Here is a 19,162-nt window from a genome sequence, read left to right on the forward strand (position 1 = left end):
GGCCCGTCGTGCGGGCACGGGCGGTGGCGCGGCGGGCGCCGGCCGGGCGGCGTGGGCGGGGTTGGCCAGGACCGGGTCGGCCGGCCCGTACTGCAGGGACAGCGTCCGCGCCGAGCTTCCGACGGCGAGCGCCTGACGGTGCACCGGCGCGGGGTCCAGGACCGGGCCCGCGCCGGCGTCGCCCACGCGCAGCAGGTCGAGGAACGCGGAGGTGTACGGGCCCGCTTCCCGCGACGGCGCGGCGGGGAGGGGGTTGACCACGCCGAAGAGCGGGATCCCCTCGGCGAGCTGTCCGCTGTTCGCGGCGGCCGTCACGTGCGGCCAGGCGGCGGCGTCCGCCTCGACGTCGGCCAGGAGCAGCAGCGGTCCGGTGTGGGCACGCAGCGTGCGCGTCAGCCAGGCCCACGGCAGGCCGGTGTAGCGGAGGGTCCCCGGGGTGCTGCCCGAGAGGGCCAGGTGCAGCTCCTTGCCCCGGCGCGAGGGCACCATCAGCCGTCCGGTCACCCACACGAGCAGGGGGCCGGGTCCGGTGGCGGCGTGCTGGAGGTAGGCCAGCACGCTCTGCGGGCCCTCGACACCGGGAAGCCGGATCACGTCCACCGACGGGGCGGCGAGGAAGCGCCGCGGATCCGCCCCGGCGAGGGCGTGCGCCGTCGGATTCGGCACCGCGCCGCGGGACCGGTCGGGGGTCCCGTCCAGTAACAGCACACAGCCCCGCAGAGGGTCAGTCACAACGCAACATCCTTCCGGCCGGTGCCACCACCCCTCCCGGGCGGCGGCAACGGCCCGCGGCCGGGGCGGAAATGGCAGAGCAAGGGCAACTGTAGAGGCCACGGCCCCGACACGGGTCCGGACGGCCCCTCTTCCCCTCTTGCCCCTGTTTCCCCCATTCGGCCGGACGGCCCGGACATGGCGTCCTGACGCGCGGCGCCGCCGCTATGCGGGCAGCCCGGCCAGGAAGTCCAGGAGCGCGGCGTTGACCTCTTCGGGCCGTTCCTGCTGGGTCCAGTGACCGCAGCCGGGGAGGGTCACGCTGTCCACCAGCCCGGGGGCCGTCGTCCGCAGGGCGGCCGTTGCCCGGTCCATGCCGGGGAAGGCCCGTACGAGGTCCCGGTCGCCCGCCATGTACAGCGCGGGGACGCCGATGCCGCGGTCGTGGAAGGGTGCGAGCAACTCCCAGTTCCGGTCGATGTTGCGGTACCAGTTCAGGCCGCCGGTGAAGGCGCGGTCGCCGTGCCCGGCGTACTCACGGACGAAGACGTCGATGTCCTCCTCCGTGAGCCAGTCGGGCAGTTCCTTCGGTGCGGGCATCGTGTCCAGGAGTCTGCGGCCCTCGGGAATGACCCAGGGGCGCGGCGGGTCGGTGTGCGGGCTGTCGCCCGAGCTGTTGGACAGGATGCTGCGGAAGGTCGCCGCGAGGTCGAGCGCCAACTCCGCGTCGGCCACGCCAGGTTCCTGGAAGTACGCCTGGTAGAAGCCCTCGCCGAGCAGCGACCGCATACTCGCGAGCGGCGGGACGAGGCCACGGGGTACGGGCGGGACGCTCAGGCCGGCCACCCCGCGGACGACGTCCGGGCGCAGCGTCGCGGTCGTCCAGGCGACCGGCGCGCCCCAGTCGTGGCCGACGACGACCGCGCCGGTCTCGCCGAGGGCGTGGATCAGTCCGATCACGTCGCCGGTGAGGTGCAGCATGCTGTAGGCGGCGATGTCCTCGGGCTGCCCGCTGCGGGCGTAGCCGCGCTGGTCCGGTGCCACGACCCGGTAGCCGGCCTCGGCCAGCGGCGCGAACTGGTGCCGCCAGGAGTACCAGCACTCCGGAAAGCCGTGCAGCAGCAGGACCAGTGGTCCCTGCCCCTGCTCGGCGATGTGCAGGGTGACGCCGTTCACCTCGACGAAGCGGTGCTCGACCGTGCTGGTCATGGGCCCTCCCGCAGCAGATGTCCTATGCGTACCGACGCGCTCCACACTACGTCAACGGCCGTCGGGCGGGTCGTGGTTGGCGGACCGACGGAACGGTGCCGGGCGTCACGCGCCGTCGGACAGCAGCCGCCGCACGACCCGCCCGAACAGCAGCCGGGCGCACCGGTCCGTCGCGGTGTCGAGCAGCCGGGGCAGCCCCGCGACACGGAGGTCCTCGCGCCAGACGGTCCGCGATCCCGGCCCGTACGGGCGGACGTCGATCTCCGCCCAGCCGGTGACCACGGTGCCCCGCTTCTCCAGGCGGCAGTGGCCCGGAGCGCCGTCCTCGGAGGGCGGTTCCCAGCGGACGATCTCCATGACGTCGTCGAAGGCGGCGCGCCCGAGGCCGGTGCGGGCCACGATCCGGGTGCCCACGCCGCTCGGGGGCGCCGGCGTCACCGTGATCCGGGTGAGCGGGACGTGTGCGGCGTGGCGCTCCCAGTCGGTGAGCCGCCGCCACGCCTCGCCGACGGGCAGGCGGGAGGGGCGTTCGAGCGTGAAGGGAGCCATGGCGGCAGCCTAATCGGGCCTGGGCGGAGGCGGGCCCCGCGCCGGGCGCCGGGCCGCCGCGGGTTAGTGTCGGCTGCCGCCCCGGCGGCGACCGGATACCGAGACAGGGAGAGAGCGGCGACATGAGCAACGCAGAGGACAACACCCGTGGCGTGGTCCAGGAGTTCCTGGTGCGACTGGGGCAGGGCGATCCGGACCGTACGGCGGCCCTGTTCGCGGAGACGGTCGACTGGCTGATCGCCGAGAACCCCGTCGTGCCGTGGATTCGGCCGCGTTCCTCACGCGCGGACGTGGCCGCGCACTTCCGTGAGCTGGCCGAGGGCATGACCCCGCTGCCGGGGGGCCAAGCCGTCGACGTGATGGTGGTGAACGGCGGCGAGGCGATGCTGTCGGGGCGCCTGGCGGGCACGGCGCGGATCACCGGCAAGACCTTCCACTCGCCCTTCGCGGCCCGGCTGACGGTCGAGGACGGGCTGATAACGCGGTATCACCTCTTCGAGGACAGTCTCGCGATCGCCGAGGCGTGCACGCCCGACGCGTAGGCCGTGTCCGGCGGATCATGTGAGAGGGCGCCGCGGGCCGTGTCGGCCGCACCACCGCTGCGCGGTGGTGTCCTCAAGCTCCCCCGGCCACCGCTGGGGGAGCTTGAGGACGCGCCCGCAGGGCGCTCGCCGCCGCAGGCGGCGAAGAGAGCCTGCAGCCGAAGTCCCGCCGGACACAGCCTAGGGAGGCCGCCCGGGAGACGTTCAGGCCCTTATCTCGTCCATGAGCATCTGGAGCGTGCCGCAGTGCTTGTCGGAGGGCAGTGCTTCCAGGGCGGCCTCGGCATGGGCCAGGCCGCCGGCCCGGTCACCCGAGCGGGTCAGCACCAGCCCCTGGTGCAGCTCCAGGTGCGCCGTGAAGCGCGGCAGATGGCCCGGCAGCTCGCGGCGGGCCTCCGCCTGGGCGCGGCTCGCGCGCTTCTCGTCGCCGAGCCGTGCCGACAGCAGGGACAGGAAGCCGTTCATGCGCCAGGCGGGGAGGGCGTAGTCGCTGAGCTGCTCCGAGGGGGTGGCGGCCGCGTCGAACACCGTACGGCCGCGGTCGGCCAGCCGCAGGGCCGCGGCCCTGTCGCCGCGCAGGGCCGCGGTGTACGCCTTCCCCATCGTGGCGTGCAGGAGCCCGGCGGACGGCCTGCCGCCGATGGCCACGGCCTGGTCGGCCAGCACGTCGGCGAGCCCGGGTGACATGCCTCCGTAGCCGAGGGTGAGCGCGGCCCGGCCGCGCACCCACACGCGTGTCCCGCGGTCCTCCGACCGGTCCGCCGCGTCGGCGGCCATCCGGAACCAGCCGATGGCCTTCGGTCCCTCCGAGCGGGGAAGCGTCGTGGCGTAGAGGGTCATGAGGCGGGCGGTCACCGACCACATGCGGGGGTCGTCGAGCTGCTGTTGCGCCACGAACAGGTCCTCGACGACGCGGCGCTGCAGGTCGGCGGCGCCGACGGACATGTAGTCGGTGCCGTAGACGGCCAGCCGGTCCTCCCAGTCGTCCACCGCCGGCCCGCCGCGCAGACGGGCGGCGAACCCGACCCTCAGGAGATCGGCGGCCACGGTGGGGGCGACGGCGGTCGCGCTGAGGCCGGTCAGCGGCTCGTCCGGCGCGCGGCCGCCCTCCAGCACGGCCAGGGGCACCTCCAGGACCGTGGCCAGGCACCGCAGGTAGAACGGGCCGGGCCTGACCTTGCCCCGTTCCCAGCCGCTCACGTACTCCCGTACGAGCGAGGTACCGAAGGTCTCGTTGATCTCCGAAGCCAGCCGCCCCTGGCTCCATCCGCGCGAGGCGCGCAATTCCCTGACGAGTTCTCCGATCGGCACGGACCCCATCTTGCCCCTAGGAATGCCACTACCGGTCATCCGGGGGCGGGGAGAGGCTGAAGGCCGAGGGATCTTCCGGTCCGGACGTGCCACGGGGGTGCGCGTCCGGGCCGGGTTCGTTCGGTGGGCCGGACCGTTGCGTCACCCCTGGGACCGGGCCCATCGCGTGGTGAGGTCGGTGAAGACCCGGGCGGCGGCGCTCCGGTAGGCGGTGTCCCGGCGGAGCAGCGTGACGGTACGCGCGGGCAGGGCGGGGACGAGCGGGACCGGGTGGAGGTCCGGGTGTTCGCGGGCGATGGCGTCGGGCAGGACGGTGGCGAGCGCGGTGCGCCGGACGATCTCGACGAGCGCGCCGACCGAGTTGGCCTCGATGTCGACGCGCGGGCGGACCCGGTGCGCGGCGCAGTACTCGTCGATGTGACGACGCGTCACGAAGTCGCTGCTGAGGAGCGCCGTCCGGCTGTCGTGGAGGTCGCCGACCGGCAGCGGGTCACGGCGCCCGGCGTGCGGGTGGGCGTCGCCGACGACCAGGCCGAGGGTCTCGGTGAACAACGTGTCGCCGGTGATCCCCGGCCGGTGCGGGCCGCTGAAGGCGATGCCGAGGTCCAGGGTGTCGTCGAGGAGCGCGGACTCCATCCGGTCCTGGGTCATCTCCCGGACCTCCAGGGTGATGCCGGGGTGCCCGGTGTGGAAGTCCGCGACGAGCGGCCCGATCAGGTAGGCGGTGAAGGTCGGGGTCGCGGCCAGCCGCAGGGTGCCGCGCGAGAGGTCCTGCACGTCGAGCACGGCGCGTTCGCCCGCCGCCAGGTCCCGCAGGGCGCGGCGGGCGTGGTGGACGTACGCCTCCCCGGCGTCCGTCAGCCGTACGGTGCGCCCCGACCGGTCGAGCAGCTGTACGCGAAGTGCCCGCTCCAGTTGTTTGACCTGCTGCGACAGGGTGGGCTGCGAGATGTGGAGGGCTTCGGCGGCCCGGGTGAAGTTGGCGTGCTCGGCCACGGCGAGCAGATAGCGGAGGTGACGCAGTTCCAGAGCCATGGAAACAACTATAGATGCGAGCAATAGCTTCTATGGTTTGTGCGCCTTGGACACTATAGGAGCAGGTCATGCATGGTGGATCTCGTCAGCCCCACGGGGCCGACAGCCACCGAAGGAGTGACCATGCGAGACCTCACCGAAGGCGTCGCGCGTTTCCGCCGCGATGTCTACCCGGCCAAGGCGGACCTCTTCGCCCACCTGGCCGCGACCCACCGGCCGACGACGCTGTTCATCAGCTGCTCCGACGCCCGGGTGGTACCGGAACTGATCACCCAGAGCGAGCCGGGCGAGCTGTTCGTCATCCGCACCGCCGGCAACCTCGTCCCCGCCCACACCCCCGGCCCGGACGGGGTGGCGGCCAGCATCGAGTACGCCGTCGCCGTACTCGGCGTGCGCGACATCGTGGTGTGCGGGCACTCCGCCTGCGGTGCGATGACCGCCCTCGCCGAGCACCACGATCTGAGCGCCGTGCCCGCGATCGCCGACTGGCTGCGCCACGCGGACGCCTCCCGGGCCCGTGCCGCCGGCGTGACCGGCGCGCGGCAGGTCGACGCCCTGGTGCGCGAGAACGTCCTCGCCCAGCTGGCGAACCTCGCCACGCACCCCTCGGTGGCCCGCGCCCTGGCCACCGGTTCGGTCGCCCTGCACGGCTGGGTCTACGACATCCCCACCGGCGCCGTCGAGGAACTCGACGACGCGGGCCGGCCGGCCGCCCTCGCGGCCTGACCCGCCCACCGGATCCCACGCCGTCCCCCTCCTGGGGGCACGGCACACCCGAAAGGAAGCCCTCTCATGGTGCACGCCCAGTTCGACCCCACCGCCCGTCAGGCCCTGGCCGCCGCCGCTGTCGACGCCAAGGTGCGCAAGGACCTGTCCTGGCAGCAGATCGCCGACGCCGCCGGTCTCTCGGTCGCCTTCGTCACCGCCGCCGTGCTCGGCCAGCACCCGCTGCCCGAGGACTCGGCCCGGGCCGTCGCCGGCCTGCTGGGCCTGGACGACGACGCCGCGATGCTGCTGCAGACCATCCCGACCCGCGGCTCCCTCCCCGGCGGCATCCCCACCGACCCGACCATCTACCGCTTCCACGAGATGCTCCAGGTCTACGGCACCACCCTCAAGGCCCTGGTCCACGAGCAGTTCGGTGACGGCATCATCAGCGCGATCAACTTCAAGCTGGACGTGAAGAAGGTCGAGGACCCCGAGGGCGGTCACCGCGCGGTGATCACGCTCGACGGCAAGTACCTGCCGACGAAGCCCTTCTGACGCCGAGGTCCGTTCCGAAGCCGGCGGCCGGGGAACCGAACCGGTTCCCCGGCCCCCTTCCCCTCCCGCACCTCCGGAAGAAGGAGCCCCCGTGGACTTCGCACAGCGCACCATCGACATCGCCCGGGCCAACGTGGCCGAGGGCGGCCGGCCGTTCGCCACGGTCATCGTCAAGGACGGCGAGATCATCGCTGAGAGTCCGAACCTGGTCGCTCGGACCGGTGACCCGACGGCGCACGCCGAGATCCTCGCCATCCGCGACGCCTGCACCCGGCTGGGCACCGAGCACCTGACCGGCTGCACGATCTACGTGCTCGCCCACCCGTGCCCGATGTGCCTGGGCTCCCTGTACTACTGCAGCCCCGACGAGGTCGTCTTCCTCACTCTGCGCGAGGACTACGAGCCGCACTACGTGGACGACCGCAAGTACTTCGAGCTGGGGACCTTCTACGCGGAGTTCGCGACCGACTGGGACAGGCGCCGGCTGCCCATGCGGTACGCGCCGCGCGACGCCGCCGTGGAGGTCTACCGGGTCTGGCAGGAGCGCAACGGCGGCGAGCGCCGGGGTGCCCGGCGTGCCCGCCGCCTGACGCGACCCCTGCCGGCCCGCGACCGCCCCGCCGCCGGGAGTCCGTGCTCCTGTCGCGGCGGGGCGTGCGGAACCGGTGGGAGCGAGCGGCCTCAGAGCCGCGTCGCCGCCGTCTGCTCGTAGAGGCTCTTCACCTCGGCGCCGAAGTAGGGCCCGAACATCGTGTTCGGCAGGAAGGTGTAGCCGAAGCTGTTCACCGACGCCTGGACGCCGGCGCCCGTGGCCTCGTCGAAGGAGGCGAACCACGGGCCGCCGCTGGAACCGCCCGTCATGTTGCAGGCGAGGCCGTGATCCTTGGTGATCAGGAAGTCCTTCGTCGTCTTCCCGCTGCAGTAGATGAGCTTCTTGCCGTCGTACGGTGCGGCGGCGGGGAAGCCGAAGGCGTACATGGACTGGTTGTAGGCGCCGTTGAACTGCAGGCCCTGGGCCCCGACGACCTCGGCGAGACGCTTGCCGTCGAGCGGGGCGACGACCGCCATGCCGACGTCGAAGTTCATGTCCTCGCTCGCGACCCACTGGGGCGTGGAGGCGGTCTTGGCCGCGGTCCACGTCCCGTAGGGCGTCTGGCCGTCCTGGTAGCCGGGGACGAACGTCCAGTTGGTGTGCCAGGCTCCCTGGTACTTGACGCAGTGGCCGGCGGTGATCACCGTGCTGCGGTTCTGGCTGGTGATCGCGTCCCCGGAGCACGACGCGTTGCGGCCCTGGAAGGTGAAGAACACCCGGCCCGAGGTCTTGACGACGGCACCGCCTCCGGACCACGCCCCGCCGGCCTGCGGGAACGACCTGGTGCCGGCGGACGGGGCGGTGGGCGCGACGACGGATGGCGCACCGGCGTGCCGCGGTGCCGGAGTGGCGGGGGCGGTGACACGGACGTCGAGCGGCGTGGCCGCGCGCATCCTCTCGGGTGTCCAGAAATCGCGGATCTTCTGCTGGGCCGCGGTCGAGGCGGCGGCGGTGTGGACGGTGTCGGAGGCGTTGGTGGTGGCGACCGGCGCCGCGTCGGCGGTGGCGGTCTGGAGCCCTGCGACCAGCAGGGTCCCGGCGGCCAGGACGACGCCGGCGGCGGTACGGCGGGGACGTCTCACGCGTACTCCTTCTGCCCAGGCCGCGCGATCCCTCGCGCGGCGGTGTGGGGGCCGGACCGCGGACAGGTGCGGTCCGGGCAGACGAGCGGTGCGGATACGAGGTGTGTGAGGGAGAGTCCCACGGACACCGTGAATTGTCAGGGGCGCATCAAATACATGGCCGGATCGGCACTGTCGCCCAGTTCCGTGACGAACCGTCATGCTCAAGCCCGAGCAGGAGGAGGCGCCCCCGTTCGGCGCATCAGAACAGGTTCTGACGGTCCGACAGCTGCCAGCCTGAGAGGGAACAGTTCGAGCCAGACGGCAATCTGGGGGACGCGTGAGAAACAGACCCGGTATCCGGCACAGGACCGCCGCACGACTCCGCAGGACTCTCTACGGTGTCGGTGCCACCTTCGTGGTGTGCGCCGGCGCGGTATGCCTGCCCGGCATGGCCGGCCAGGCCCTCGCACACGACGACGACAACGACTATGACCCGACGGCACCCTTCTGGGTGGAACCGTCGAGCCCCGCCATCCACCAGGAACGGGTGTGGCGGGAACGGGGCAGGGACGAGGACGCGACAGCGCTGCAGCGCATCTCCGAGCGCTCCACAGCCGTATGGCTGACCGGCGACGACCCGAAGGCACAGGCCGAGCAGGTCACCCGGCGTGCCGAAGCCGAAGGCCGGATCCCCGTCCTCGTCGCCTACAACATCCCGCACCGCGACTGCGGGCAGTACTCCTCCGGTGGCGCCGCCGACGCGGCCCACTACCGCACCTGGACCGCGCGGGCGGCAACCGGCATCGGCGCCCGCCAGGCGTGGATCGTCCTCGAACCCGACGCGCTCGCCCAATGGGCATCGGGGTGCGTCCCGGCGGAGCCCGCGAAGGAGCGTCTGGAGCTCCTGGCCGAGGCGGTCAAGACCTTCAAGGCCCAGCCCGGCACCTCCGTCTACCTCGACGCCGGCAACCCCGGCTGGATCTCCGACCAGGGACACCTGGCCTCGGCGCTGCGGCAGGCGGGCATCGCCGACGCCGACGGGTTCGCGCTCAACGTCTCCAACTTCCACACCAACCCCGTCACCCGGACGTACGGCGACCGCCTCTCCGCGCTGCTCGACGGCACCCACTACGTCATCGACACCAGCCGCAACGGGAACGGCCCGCTCCTCGCCGCCGCTCATGGTGAGGATCCCGGGCCCGCCCCCGGCACGAGCGACGCCGCCGCCTCCAACGACCCCGGCGACGCACCGGCGGACGACGGCAAGGGGCCGGAACCGGCGAAGGCGGAACCCTGGTGCAACCCGCCCGGCCGCGCCCTGGGTACGCCGCCCACCACGGACACCGGCGACCCGCTCGTCGACGCCTACCTGTGGATCAAGCGGCCCGGCGAGTCCGACGGCGCGTGCCGGGGAGCCCCGGCCGCGGGCCGCTGGTGGGCCGAGTACGCCCTGCGGCTCGCCAACACCGTGCCGACGGCACCCCGGGTGGTACCGCCGCCCGCACCGGCCGGGGAGAGGTAGGCGGTACGAAGCCGGGCGCGCCCCTACACCCGGTTCCGGCCCGGGGCGCGCCCTCCCCGTCGAAATCACGCGATCAAGTCAAAACAGCCGACGCCATCGGCGTTTCGGATACCCGTCCACGCCCCGTCCTGTTGTATCTCTCGCCGTATATGGCAACCGTCGAGAGAAAGATGAAAACCTACGGATGTTCACCAATCGCACAGCATCCCGGTTCGCGGCGGCTGCCGCCCTGGCCGTCGCCCTCAGCGTCGCCTCGATCCCCGGCGCGACCGCCGACGGCGCGGCCGGGCCGTACCCGGCGTCCGCCGGCAAGCGTGTCGCGGCGGAGCGGCCCGGAGACGGTGAGGGGGGATGGCAAGGGGACGGTCTGTCCCTCAATCCCGCGGACAACAAGAAAGTCGACGAGTTCGCCGCGCGCGCCAAGGAGGCCGAGGAGTCGATCAGCCCGCAGCTGAAGGCGGTGGCCCTCATCAGCCATGCCACGCTGGTCGGTTTCGATCACCGGCTGAAGTCCGCCGACTCGCTCAAGCGCAAAGTGGCCACGTCCATGAAGGAGGAGCCCGGCCAGACCGTGGACGCGGCCCTCGCCAGGATCAATGACTCCGTCCGCTACACCCTGCAGTGGACGGACGGCAGATACACCACGGGGGTCGCCACCGCGTCGGCCACTCTGTCGGGCTGGGGCAACGACAACGTCAAGTGGTCGAACACCTGGGGCCGGAAGAACGGCTACAAGGGCATCAACTCGGGCTGGCGCGGCTTCGGTTCCGGTCACCCCTTCGAGGTCCAGTTCCACACGCCGTCGAGCAAGTGGGCCCAGGAGGCGACGCACAAGCTGTACGAGGAGCAGCGCCTGCCCGGCACGCCCAAGGACCGCGTCCAGGAGCTGCAGCGTCAGCAGGACGCGATCTTCGCGTCGGTGCCGGTCCCCGAGGGTGCGGAGGGGCTGGCCGCTCCCGCGCCGCCCAAGCCGGCCGAGGCCGAGGGCGCGCCGGCCGCCGCCCATGCCCCTCCGGCCACCGTCGTCCCGGCTCCCCAGACCGGCGCGGTCCGGGCTCCTTCCGCCGCTTAGCGGCGACCTCGGCCACCGGGACCGTTCGATTTTCCGGCAGGGCCGGAATCGGCCCTTACCCGTTTCACCGGGTGCCCTCGCCTCCTCCACCGTGGAATCCGACCAGGGCGCACCGCCCACCACGAACCGGCGCCGTGTCCACGGCCCTGCCGCCCCGAACCGCAGGAGACATCGATGATCTTCATCGTCGCCAAGATGACCGTACGTCCCGAGCGCGCCAAGGACTGGCTCCAGCTCGTCGACGGCTTCACCCGGGCCACGCGCAGCGAGCCCGGCAACCTCTTCTTCGAGTGGTCCACGAGCGTCGACAACCCGAACCAGTTCGTGCTGGTCGAGGGCTTCGCCTCGCGCGAGGCGGGCGACGCCCACGTCAATTCCGCGCATTTCAAGGCCGCCATGGACACGATGGCCGACGCCATCGCGACCACGCCCCAGATCGTCAGCACCGAGGCGCCGGGCAGCGGCTGGTCGGCCATGACGGAGCTCACCCCTCGCCACCTCTCGTAGGCCGTGTCCGGCGGGCCTTCGGCTGCGGGCCGTCTTCGCCGCCTGCGGCGGCGGGTGCCCTGCGGGCGCGTCCTCAATCTCCCCCAGCTACCGCTGGGGGTGCCCCAACGGGCTTGATTGTGGCTGAGCTCAGCCACAATCAAGCCCGTCTGGGGGCACCTCCCAGCGGTAGCTGGGGGAGATTGAGGGCACCGCCGCGCAGCGGTGGGGTGGCGGAGAATCGCCGAGGGCCCGCCGCGGGGACCTCGCGAGGCATTGACAATCATGCTCGGCGCCGGAAATGTGAAGCCTCCGTAAAGGGGTGGGGATCACCGTGAGTAGAGGATCTCCACCACCTCTCGATTTCGCGGAGGAACCGTGAACAGACGCTCGTGGTTCGCTGCCCTTGCCCTGACCCTCGCGTCCTTGGCCGGAGCCACGGTGGCACCCGCCGCCCAGGCCGCGGGAACCGGGGCCGAAGTGACATCCGCGCACGCATCGGACGCGCGTCCCTCCAGGACGCATCCGGAATTGAACGGCCAGCGCCTCAAGGGCGTGAACAGCCCGGCCATCTATCTCGTCCTGGACGGCAGGCGCCGCTGGATCCCCAACCCGGCCACGTACAACAACCTGTTCCGCGACTGGAACGGCATCCAGACGGTCATCGACATCGGCAGCATCGACGACGGCGGCCAGCTGTCCGACGGCGCCTTCCTCGGCAAGGCCGCCAACGACCCCGCGGTCTATCTCATCAGCAACGGCGTCAAGCGCTGGATCACCAGCCCCGCCGCGATGGACAAGTACCACTTCGCCTGGAACAAGATCGCCAGCGTGAACCCCCTGGCGCTGTCCTCCATCCCGACCGGCGCGTCCATCTCCTGACCCCGGCCTGCCCCCGGCCCTCGGGTGGCGCGAAGGGTCCGTCCGGCACCACGGGCGGGCCCTTTCGCACGGCTGCCCCTGCAACCCTCCAGCCGCCCGCACAGTCATAGTTCATATGAGAAGACCGAAGCAGGGAACGGCCACGACAACGGCACGCCGCCTGGGCGTGCTCCTCGGCGCGGTGGGGCTCGCGGCCCCGCTCACGGTCGCGATCGGCGGCACCGCCCACGCCACGCCCGCGTGTACGACCCGGACCGGGCCGCACCAGGAGGACGTGGAGAAGTTCCTGGGCAGGCCGGCCGACGGCCGGCAGTCACCGGCGGACTGCCGGGCGATCCAGGGCTTCCAGACCCAGCACGGCATCACCCCGAACATCGGCTACGCGGGCCCGGTGACCTGGGGTGTGATGCAGCAGGAGATCACCAAGCGCGACCCCAACGCGGCGGGGAAGTGCCCGGTGAACAAGGGGCGCATAGCCTGTGTCGACCTGACGCGGCAGATCAGCTGGATCCAGGACGGCAAGTCCCTGAAGTTCGGACCGGTGCCGGTACGGACCGGGCGGGACGGCTATGAGACGCGGACGGGCGCGAAGAAGGTCTACTGGCGTTCGATCGACCACTGGTCGACCCTCTACAAGGTCCGGATGCCCTACGCCCAGTTCTTCGACGGCGGGCAGGCGTTCCACGCCATCGAGGGCAGCGTCTGGTCACCGCCCGGCTCGCACGGCTGCGTCAACATGCGGACCGGCGACGCCAAGAAGTACTGGTCCATGCTCGGCAACGGTGACGACGTCTTCGTCTACGGGCGCAAGCCCGGCACCTGACCCGGAGCCGGCCGCGCGGCCGACCCGGCCGACGACCGGGCGGGCCGCCGTCACAACGACCGGACGCATCGCGCGAGTTCCTCGGCTTCCGCCGCCCGTTACCGGGCGGCGGCGCCCATGAGAAGAGCGGAGGAATTCCCTCCATCAAAAGGGAATCGATTCTGCGAACACTCTTACGAGTGAAGGGAGTTCATTCCCCCTTCTCCCGTCGCCGAACGGTCCGGTAGAAAGGCGCCAGGTCCCCACAGATGGGTGGTCACGCATGGCGCCGGAACGCACCGCTTCCCCGCAGGATTCCGTGCGGGATCCCGTCGGAATTCCCACGCCCGAGGAAGAGTTCGTCGACCTCTCCGTACGGCTGACCGGATTCGACGCCTTCGAGCTGCACGCCACCGGACTGGCCGGCCAGTACCGCACCACGGCGCTGGAGCAGGTCGGCCGGCAGGCGTTCGACCGCTTCCTCGCCGACCTGCAAACGGCCGGGGGCGACCCGGACCTGATCGTCGACGAGATCTCGCGCGACATCGCCCGGGCGATCACTCACCTGTGGTACCTCGGCGTCTGGCCCCAGCTCGCCAGGACGGTGCATTCCGCCCTCGGCAGGGAATCGGCCAACACCGCCTTCACCGTCTCGCCCGAGGCCCATACCGAGAGCCTGGTGTGGCGGACCTTCCACGGCCATCCGCCGGGCGCCAAACCGCCGGGCTTCGGTACGTGGGCCGACCCACCGCCCGGCGCCCCACCGGCCGGCCGGACCGTGCCGACGTCCCCCAGCGTGCGAGGGGAGCCCGCGTGAGCCCCTCGCGGCGAGGTGAGGAAGCGCGGCACGGCTCGCACCGGTACGACGTGATCGTCGTGGGCGCCGGCCTGTCCGGGTCGCTGGTGGCCAAGCGACTGGGCGACCAGGGCTGGCGCGTGCTCGCCCTGGAGGCCGGCACCAGCACCCTCGACACCTGGCCCGGCCATCTCGACGCCCTCGACAGGTACTACACGGCGTCGGCGAAGGTTCCCAATTCCCCCTACCGACCGAACGCCGCCGCGCCCTCCCCCGATGTCCTCGACCTCGAAGGACTGCCGGACGGCGGCTATCGGGCGCACGGCTATTTCGTACAGAACGGCGCCCTGCCCTACGGCACCGACTATCTGCGCGCCAACGGCGGCACCGCCCTGCACTGGATGGGCCTCACCCCGCGCATGCTCCCCGAGGACTTCGCGGTCCGGCGGACCTTCGGCTACGGCCGGGACTGGCCCATCGGCTACGCCGATCTGGAGAGCCATTACCGCGCGGCCGAGCGGGAACTGGGCGTCGCGGGGGACGCCCAGGAGCAGGCCGCGGCCATCGGGCTGCCGTTCCCCGGGGACTACGTCTATCCGATGCGCCCGATTCCCCGGACCTACCTCGACGACGTCGTCGCCGCCCGGCTCGACGGGGCGACCGTCCAGGAATCGGGGGACTCCCCGGACATCCCCCTGCGGGTGGTCACCACCCCGCACGCCCGCAACAGCACCCCCGACCCGCGCTACGACCACGGCCGCGGCTACCGCCCGGCCGGTGCGGCCGGTCTGCCCAACTACGGCGAGCGCTGCGTCGGCAACGCCTCCTGCGTGCCGATCTGCCCCGTGCAGGCCAAATACACGCCGCTCAAGACTCAGGCCACCTGGAACAACCGGGTCAGGCTCCTCCCCCACGCCGTGGCCGGCCGCGTCCTGGCCGACGGGAACGGCCGGATCCTCGGCGTCGAGTACCAGACGTACGACGACCCGGCCGCCCCCGTACCCACCACCCGCACCGCCGAGGCCGACATCGTCGTCCTCGCCGCGCACGCGATCGAGAACGCCCGACTGCTCCTCGTCTCCCGGCTCGCCAACCACAGCGACCAGGTCGGCCGCAATCTCATGGACCACCCGACCCTGCTCACCTGGGGACTGATGGGCCACCCGGTGGGTCCCTTCCGCGGCCCCGGCTCGACGGCCGGGCTGGAGAGCTTCCGCTCGGGTCCGGGACGGCGGACCCGCGCCCCCTTCCGCATCGAGATCGGCAACTGGGGCTGGGGCTGGCCCGCGGGTTCACCGGCCAGTGATGTGGCCCGGCTGCTGGGCATCCCCGGCGACTCCGGGCAACCGCGCGAAAGGGGAACGTTCGGGAGCGAGCTGCGCGCCACCCTCGGCAGGGAGATCGGCCGGCAGTTCAGCCTGCAGTTCGCGATCGAGCAGGACGCCGAGGAACGCAACCGGGTGACCCTCGACCCGCGCCGGCGCGACCGGCTCGGCAATCCCCGGCCCGTCATCACCTACGACCTCTCGGACCGGGTGAAGCGCGGCATGGCGGCGGCGAAGTCGGTCTCCGACGAGATCTTCGGCCTGCTGGACGCCGACGACCGCACGGTGTACGGCCCCGGCCCGTTCACCCCCGGCTGGTTCCGCTTCGGCGACCGGGACTACGTCTTCAACGGAGCCGGCCACGGAGCCGGGACACACGTCATGGGCGACTCGCGCGACACCTCCGTCGTCGACCACTGGCAGCGCTGCTGGGACCATCCCCACCTCTACGCCGTCGGCTGCGGCAGCATGCCGTCCATCGGCACCTCCAACCCCTCGCTGACCATGGCCGCCCTCGCCCTGCGCAGCAGTGAGCGAATCCACCGCGATCTGACCGAGCTGCACCGGCCGGTGACCGTCCAGCCGGTGCCGGCCCCCGACGCCGTGCCCCCGCCCCCGCCGGACGCCGGGTCCGCTCCGGGCCGTGTCCCCGCTCCCGTCACCCACCAGGACACCCGCCGGGACACCCACCAGGAGGGACGACCGTGACGACCACCGACGCGCCGACCGCACGGACCGACCTCACCGCCGCGTTGGCCACGGTCGAGGAACCACCGTTCCGGGTGCCGCGCGACCGCGCCGACCTGCATGTCTTCCTCCAGGCCGCGCTGACGCTCGAACATCTCACCATCCCGCCCTATCTGACGGCGATGTACACCCTGCGCCCCGGCACGAACCGTCCCGCCTTCTACGCCGTCCGGGCCGTCGTCCTGGAAGAGATGCTCCATCTGACGCTCGTCGCCAATCTCCTCAACGCCGTCGGCGGCACTCCCCTGGTGGCTCACTCCGCGTTCGTCACCGGCTACCCCGCCCGGCTGCCCTACAGCCGGGACAAGATCCCCGTCGCCCTGCGCCACTTCGGCACGGAGGCGCTGGAGACGTTCCTCCACATCGAGCGTCCGGAGTACGTGGCCGAGCCGCCCGGCCATCCCTCGGTCGCGGACGACGACGGCTGGACCTCCATCGGGCAGTTCTACAACACCATCCGCCAAAGCCTGGTCCGGCTGACGGAGGAGCTGGGCGAGGCGGAGCTCTTCAGCGGCGATCCCCGGCGCCAGGTCGGCCCGGAGGACTTCTACAACTCCGGCGGCGAGGTCCTGAGGATCACGGACCTGGCGTCCGCCCTCATCGCCCTCCGGGTCGTCACCGAGCAGGGCGAGGGGGTGAGCAGGACGGTCTACGACACCGATGACGAGCTCTTCGGAGAAGCCCGGGAGCCCGCGCACTACTTCCGCTTCGACGAACTCCGCCGGCAGCGCCGCTACGGCCCGCACGACACCCCGGACTCCGGCCCCACCGGCCCCGCGATCGACATCGGCTGGGACGACGTCCATCCCATCGACCCCGAGGCCAAGGCCGCGCACTATCCCCCCGGCAGCGCGGTGCGGCGTGCCGCCGACCACTTCAACGAGGTGTACGCACGCCTGCTGTGCATCCTCGAACACGCCTTCACCGAGGACCCGGTGATGATGCGGGCGGCCGTGCCCACGATGCTGGAACTGCGCGACCTCGCCGGGCGCCTGTACCGCAACCCGCACCCCGACCCCGCCAAACGGGCCCAGGGGCTGCACGCCAGTGCCACCTACGAGATCACCGAACGGCTCCTCACCCACGCACGCGGCACTCTCGCGGACGCTCCGGGGATGACGGCGCTGCCGGACGGCGTGCGGCCGGCGGGGCCTGTCTGACGGGCCGGTCGAGCCGGGCCGCCGGAGGCCCCGGGCGCGTCACATGCCCGGGGGCCGGTACGCGTCGCGCGCGCCCGTCCAGGGGTCGATGCCCGCGTCCCAGATGCGCTGTTCCTCGCGGCAGTGGAGGAACTTCGGGGCGGCCTCGCCCCACAGCTGCGTGCCGCTCAGCGGGCACTCGTCGAACGCGGCCAGGAAGAGGCGGCCGAGGAACTCCGTCATCCCGCAGTCGTGGACCACCACCGGCGCCGTGGTGTGGCGCCCCAGGACGACGACGGGCCAGCGGTCCGGGTCGGCGTCCGCGGTCAGCCAGCACAGGATGTCGGGGCCGGAGGTGACACCCCAGGCGATCACCGGGCCCGGGCCGGGGCCCGCCCCGGCGGGCCCGGGCAGATCCGGCTCCGCCGTCAGGAGCCGACGGGCGCTGTCCGTCTCGGAGCGCATGCCGCTGTCGGGGTCCGTCCAGTACGGGGACGGCAGCGGCTGGAGCACGTAGAGGAAGTCGCCGATGGTGCCCTCGCCGTACTCCGCCATGAAGGCGACGTAATCACGGGGGAACCGCGTATCCCAGAACCGTTCGGCGACCGCCCAGTCGACGCTCTCCCCCGCGTTCTGGTGCGCCGGCATCAGACGGCGGACGGCGGTGAACCCCGCCGGTTCCGACGGTTCGACCTGTCCCTCGTGCACGGTTCCAGCAGCCATGTGGATCCCCTCCCGCCGGCGCCGGCTCGGCGCCGTGCACCGCTCCCCTCCACCATGTCACATATGTCCGCCCGAATTACCCCAAGAGTGGGCGTCTTTGTCCGAACGTCCCTCCCTTCAGGGACGCCCCGCCGGCTCACCCCGCGGTGAGACCTCCTGGCCTGGCACGGTCGCGTCCTCACCCTCCACGGCACCGCTCGGGTGCGGGGCGGTGATGACGCTCGGGGGGTACAGGACGCGGCCGACCGAGTGCGGCTCGGCGTAGGAGGCGATCAGCCGGCGGACCGTCGCGGGATCCGCGGTGACGGTCACGGGCGCCTGATAGAGGTCGTGGTCGCTGTCGTCCGCGCCCTCGTCGGGCTCGGAGAGGGTGGTCCACATGTCCTCGGCGGCGCTGATGAGCTGGTCGAGCTCGTCGCGCACGGCGCTCCAGGCGCCGTCGCGCACGGCCTGGTCGATGCGGGAGACGGTGCCGAGGACACTGGCGTAGTCCTCGGCCAGTTGATCCTCCTGGGGGGACGGTTGGAGCGTCGGGGCAACTGGCTCGGTGGTGTACACGGCACCTCCACGCAAGAAGAAACGGTTCGGGCTGGGGCCGATGCATACGAACCCCCACCCCGGCATCGTCGCGCGCCGGGACCCGGCGACCGCCGTTCGCCGTCACCGCGCGGCCATATATCACTCGCACGGGCGAGCACGCGACGCCGGGGCGGCCGCCACCGCCCCGGCGCGCACGGGCGGGAGCGGTTACATCCAGATGGTGGCGGTGGCGACGGTGAGGGCGCGCTTCGGCCGGTCCGGGTTGCCGTAGCGGACCTCCACGCGGGGGTGCGACCGCATGAAGCCGCTGTCCGCGATGACGACCCCGGCCGGGTTCCGGACGCTCCGGACCGCGATGTCCGTGTCGAGGAAGGAGCCGAACTCCCCGGTGGCGGGCGCATAGAGGAAGAACCGGCCGCCCGAGTAGTGCCGCGCGGCCACCTCGTCGGTGAGGACGAGCGCCCAGTAGCTCACCGGGCGGCCGGCCGGGTACATCACGCGGCGTTCAGCCTTGAGCCCTTGCAGGTCGATCCACTCGAAGGGGTTCTCGTCACCGGGGGCGACGGAGGGCGCGGTGGACACGGTGGCCGCCTCCGTCGCGGCCCGGGCCCGCGCCGGAGCGGCGGCCTGGGCCCCCGACACCAGGCCGGCACCGAGCGTCGCGGCCGCGACAGCCACGGTGACGGTGCGGAACACAGTACGAGAGGACATCTTTGTCTCCCTTTCCGGCGAAACGTTTCGAGTGACCATGGGGCGGACGCCGGGACGAGCGCGCCCGCGCGCGGCGGGGGCACGTCCGTTCACGTGATCCCGTCGACACGAGTGGTGATCATCCAGGCGGCCGCGGCTCCT

Annotated in this window: 20 protein-coding genes and 1 pseudogene; 12 read left to right on the forward strand and 9 right to left on the reverse strand. The window is 72.2% G+C overall.

Annotated features, from left to right (window positions below; all coding sequences use genetic code 11):
- The 3 genes and pseudogenes from J7E86_RS00820 to J7E86_RS00830 all read right to left on the reverse strand — a co-directional run.
- Positions 1-732 (reverse strand): annotated as a pseudogene (locus J7E86_RS00820) (hypothetical protein); the annotation flags it as partial.
- Positions 733-936: 204 nt separating this feature from the next.
- Positions 937-1,920 carry an alpha/beta fold hydrolase gene (locus J7E86_RS00825; RefSeq protein WP_215078658.1) on the reverse strand — a complete coding sequence of 328 codons (984 nt, stop codon included), beginning with the start codon at positions 1,918-1,920 and terminating at the stop codon, positions 937-939.
- Positions 1,921-2,025: 105 nt separating this feature from the next.
- The gene (locus J7E86_RS00830) at positions 2,026-2,469 is read right to left on the reverse strand and encodes an SRPBCC family protein (RefSeq protein WP_215078660.1); all 444 of its coding nucleotides are present in this window, start codon (positions 2,467-2,469) and stop codon (positions 2,026-2,028) included.
- Positions 2,470-2,591: 122 nt separating this feature from the next.
- Between J7E86_RS00830 and J7E86_RS00835 the strand changes: the two genes are divergently transcribed.
- Positions 2,592-3,011: a nuclear transport factor 2 family protein gene (locus J7E86_RS00835; protein ID WP_215078662.1), complete on the forward strand. Its 420-nt coding sequence runs from the start codon at positions 2,592-2,594 to the stop codon at positions 3,009-3,011.
- Positions 3,012-3,215: 204 nt separating this feature from the next.
- Here J7E86_RS00835 and J7E86_RS00840 read toward each other — a convergent pair whose 3' ends face one another.
- Both J7E86_RS00840 and cynR read right to left on the reverse strand, forming a co-directional pair.
- Complete coding sequence (locus J7E86_RS00840; protein WP_308312422.1) at positions 3,216-4,322, reverse strand: helix-turn-helix transcriptional regulator; 1,107 nt, start codon at positions 4,320-4,322, stop codon at positions 3,216-3,218.
- Between the two features lie 141 nt (positions 4,323-4,463).
- Positions 4,464-5,357, reverse strand: a complete 894-nt coding sequence (gene cynR / locus J7E86_RS00845) for a transcriptional regulator CynR (protein ID WP_215078666.1) — start codon at positions 5,355-5,357, stop codon at positions 4,464-4,466.
- A gap of 123 nt (positions 5,358-5,480) precedes the next feature.
- Between cynR and J7E86_RS00850 the strand changes: the two genes are divergently transcribed.
- The 3 genes from J7E86_RS00850 (at position 5,481) to J7E86_RS00860 (ending at position 7,332) form a co-directional block, all read left to right on the forward strand.
- Positions 5,481-6,083: a carbonic anhydrase gene (locus J7E86_RS00850; RefSeq protein WP_215078668.1), complete on the forward strand. Its 603-nt coding sequence runs from the start codon at positions 5,481-5,483 to the stop codon at positions 6,081-6,083.
- 66 nt (positions 6,084-6,149) lie between these two features.
- Positions 6,150-6,620, forward strand: a complete 471-nt coding sequence (gene cynS, locus J7E86_RS00855; protein ID WP_215078670.1) for a cyanase — start codon at positions 6,150-6,152, stop codon at positions 6,618-6,620.
- Positions 6,621-6,711: 91 nt separating this feature from the next.
- Complete coding sequence (locus J7E86_RS00860; protein WP_215078672.1) at positions 6,712-7,332, forward strand: nucleoside deaminase; 621 nt, start codon at positions 6,712-6,714, stop codon at positions 7,330-7,332.
- Here J7E86_RS00860 and J7E86_RS00865 read toward each other — a convergent pair.
- On the reverse strand, positions 7,302-8,294 hold the full coding sequence (locus J7E86_RS00865) for a serine protease (RefSeq protein WP_215078674.1): 993 nt from the start codon (positions 8,292-8,294) through the stop codon (positions 7,302-7,304). The two genes, J7E86_RS00860 and J7E86_RS00865, sit on opposite strands and share 31 nt — an antisense overlap.
- Before the next feature lie 430 nt (positions 8,295-8,724).
- Between J7E86_RS00865 and J7E86_RS00870 the strand changes: the two genes are divergently transcribed.
- The 8 genes from J7E86_RS00870 (at position 8,725) to J7E86_RS00905 (ending at position 17,068) form a co-directional block, all read left to right on the forward strand.
- The gene (locus tag J7E86_RS00870) at positions 8,725-9,798 is read left to right on the forward strand and encodes a glycoside hydrolase family 6 protein (protein ID WP_215078745.1); all 1,074 of its coding nucleotides are present in this window, start codon (positions 8,725-8,727) and stop codon (positions 9,796-9,798) included.
- 184 nt (positions 9,799-9,982) lie between these two features.
- Entirely contained in the window at positions 9,983-10,870 is an 888-nt protein-coding gene (locus J7E86_RS00875) for an ATP nucleotide 3'-pyrophosphokinase (protein WP_215078676.1), read from the forward strand.
- 174 nt (positions 10,871-11,044) lie between these two features.
- Entirely contained in the window at positions 11,045-11,377 is a 333-nt protein-coding gene (locus J7E86_RS00880; protein ID WP_215078678.1) for a putative quinol monooxygenase, read from the forward strand.
- 510 nt (positions 11,378-11,887) lie between these two features.
- Complete coding sequence (locus tag J7E86_RS00885) at positions 11,888-12,238, forward strand: hypothetical protein (RefSeq protein WP_215078680.1); 351 nt, start codon at positions 11,888-11,890, stop codon at positions 12,236-12,238.
- 115 nt (positions 12,239-12,353) lie between these two features.
- On the forward strand, positions 12,354-13,061 hold the full coding sequence (locus J7E86_RS00890; RefSeq protein WP_215078682.1) for a L,D-transpeptidase: 708 nt from the start codon (positions 12,354-12,356) through the stop codon (positions 13,059-13,061).
- A gap of 298 nt (positions 13,062-13,359) precedes the next feature.
- Positions 13,360-13,857 carry a hypothetical protein gene (locus J7E86_RS00895; protein ID WP_215078684.1) on the forward strand — a complete coding sequence of 166 codons (498 nt, stop codon included), beginning with the start codon at positions 13,360-13,362 and terminating at the stop codon, positions 13,855-13,857.
- On the forward strand, positions 13,854-15,869 hold the full coding sequence (locus tag J7E86_RS00900; protein WP_215078686.1) for a GMC oxidoreductase: 2,016 nt from the start codon (positions 13,854-13,856) through the stop codon (positions 15,867-15,869). The genes J7E86_RS00895 and J7E86_RS00900 overlap by 4 nt, the downstream gene beginning before the upstream one ends.
- On the forward strand, positions 15,866-17,068 hold the full coding sequence (locus J7E86_RS00905) for a ferritin-like protein (RefSeq protein WP_308312423.1): 1,203 nt from the start codon (positions 15,866-15,868) through the stop codon (positions 17,066-17,068). Before J7E86_RS00900 ends, J7E86_RS00905 begins: the two co-directional genes overlap by 4 nt.
- Positions 17,069-17,107: 39 nt before the next feature.
- Here J7E86_RS00905 and J7E86_RS00910 read toward each other — a convergent pair whose 3' ends face one another.
- From J7E86_RS00910 to J7E86_RS00920, 3 genes are all read right to left on the reverse strand, one after another.
- On the reverse strand, positions 17,108-17,770 hold the full coding sequence (locus J7E86_RS00910; RefSeq protein WP_251018488.1) for an SMI1/KNR4 family protein: 663 nt from the start codon (positions 17,768-17,770) through the stop codon (positions 17,108-17,110).
- Between the two features lie 117 nt (positions 17,771-17,887).
- A complete protein-coding gene (locus J7E86_RS00915) occupies positions 17,888-18,328 on the reverse strand; it encodes a hypothetical protein (RefSeq protein ID WP_215078687.1) in 441 nt (146 codons plus the stop codon).
- A 189-nt stretch (positions 18,329-18,517) separates the two neighbouring features.
- A complete protein-coding gene (locus J7E86_RS00920; protein WP_215078689.1) occupies positions 18,518-19,021 on the reverse strand; it encodes a hypothetical protein in 504 nt (167 codons plus the stop codon).
- Between the last annotated feature and the right edge of the window lie 141 nt (positions 19,022-19,162).

The organism is Streptomyces sp. ISL-11 (assembly GCF_018614525.1).
In the GTDB taxonomy this organism is placed as follows: Bacteria; Actinomycetota; Actinomycetes; order Streptomycetales; family Streptomycetaceae; genus Streptomyces.

Coding starts and splice junctions, on each gene's coding strand:
- J7E86_RS00825 (WP_215078658.1), bottom strand. CDS start 1,920: ATGACCAGCACGGTCGAGCACCGCTTCGTCGAGGTGAACGGCGTCACC.
- J7E86_RS00830 (WP_215078660.1), bottom strand. CDS start 2,469: ATGGCTCCCTTCACGCTCGAACGCCCCTCCCGCCTGCCCGTCGGCGAG.
- J7E86_RS00835 (WP_215078662.1), top strand. CDS start 2,592: ATGAGCAACGCAGAGGACAACACCCGTGGCGTGGTCCAGGAGTTCCTG.
- cynR (WP_215078666.1), bottom strand. CDS start 5,357: ATGGCTCTGGAACTGCGTCACCTCCGCTATCTGCTCGCCGTGGCCGAG.
- J7E86_RS00850 (WP_215078668.1), top strand. CDS start 5,481: ATGCGAGACCTCACCGAAGGCGTCGCGCGTTTCCGCCGCGATGTCTAC.
- cynS (WP_215078670.1), top strand. CDS start 6,150: ATGGTGCACGCCCAGTTCGACCCCACCGCCCGTCAGGCCCTGGCCGCC.
- J7E86_RS00870 (WP_215078745.1), top strand. CDS start 8,725: ATGGCCGGCCAGGCCCTCGCACACGACGACGACAACGACTATGACCCG.
- J7E86_RS00875 (WP_215078676.1), top strand. CDS start 9,983: ATGTTCACCAATCGCACAGCATCCCGGTTCGCGGCGGCTGCCGCCCTG.
- J7E86_RS00880 (WP_215078678.1), top strand. CDS start 11,045: ATGATCTTCATCGTCGCCAAGATGACCGTACGTCCCGAGCGCGCCAAG.
- J7E86_RS00890 (WP_215078682.1), top strand. CDS start 12,354: ATGAGAAGACCGAAGCAGGGAACGGCCACGACAACGGCACGCCGCCTG.
- J7E86_RS00910 (WP_251018488.1), bottom strand. CDS start 17,770: ATGGCTGCTGGAACCGTGCACGAGGGACAGGTCGAACCGTCGGAACCG.
- J7E86_RS00920 (WP_215078689.1), bottom strand. CDS start 19,021: ATGTCCTCTCGTACTGTGTTCCGCACCGTCACCGTGGCTGTCGCGGCC.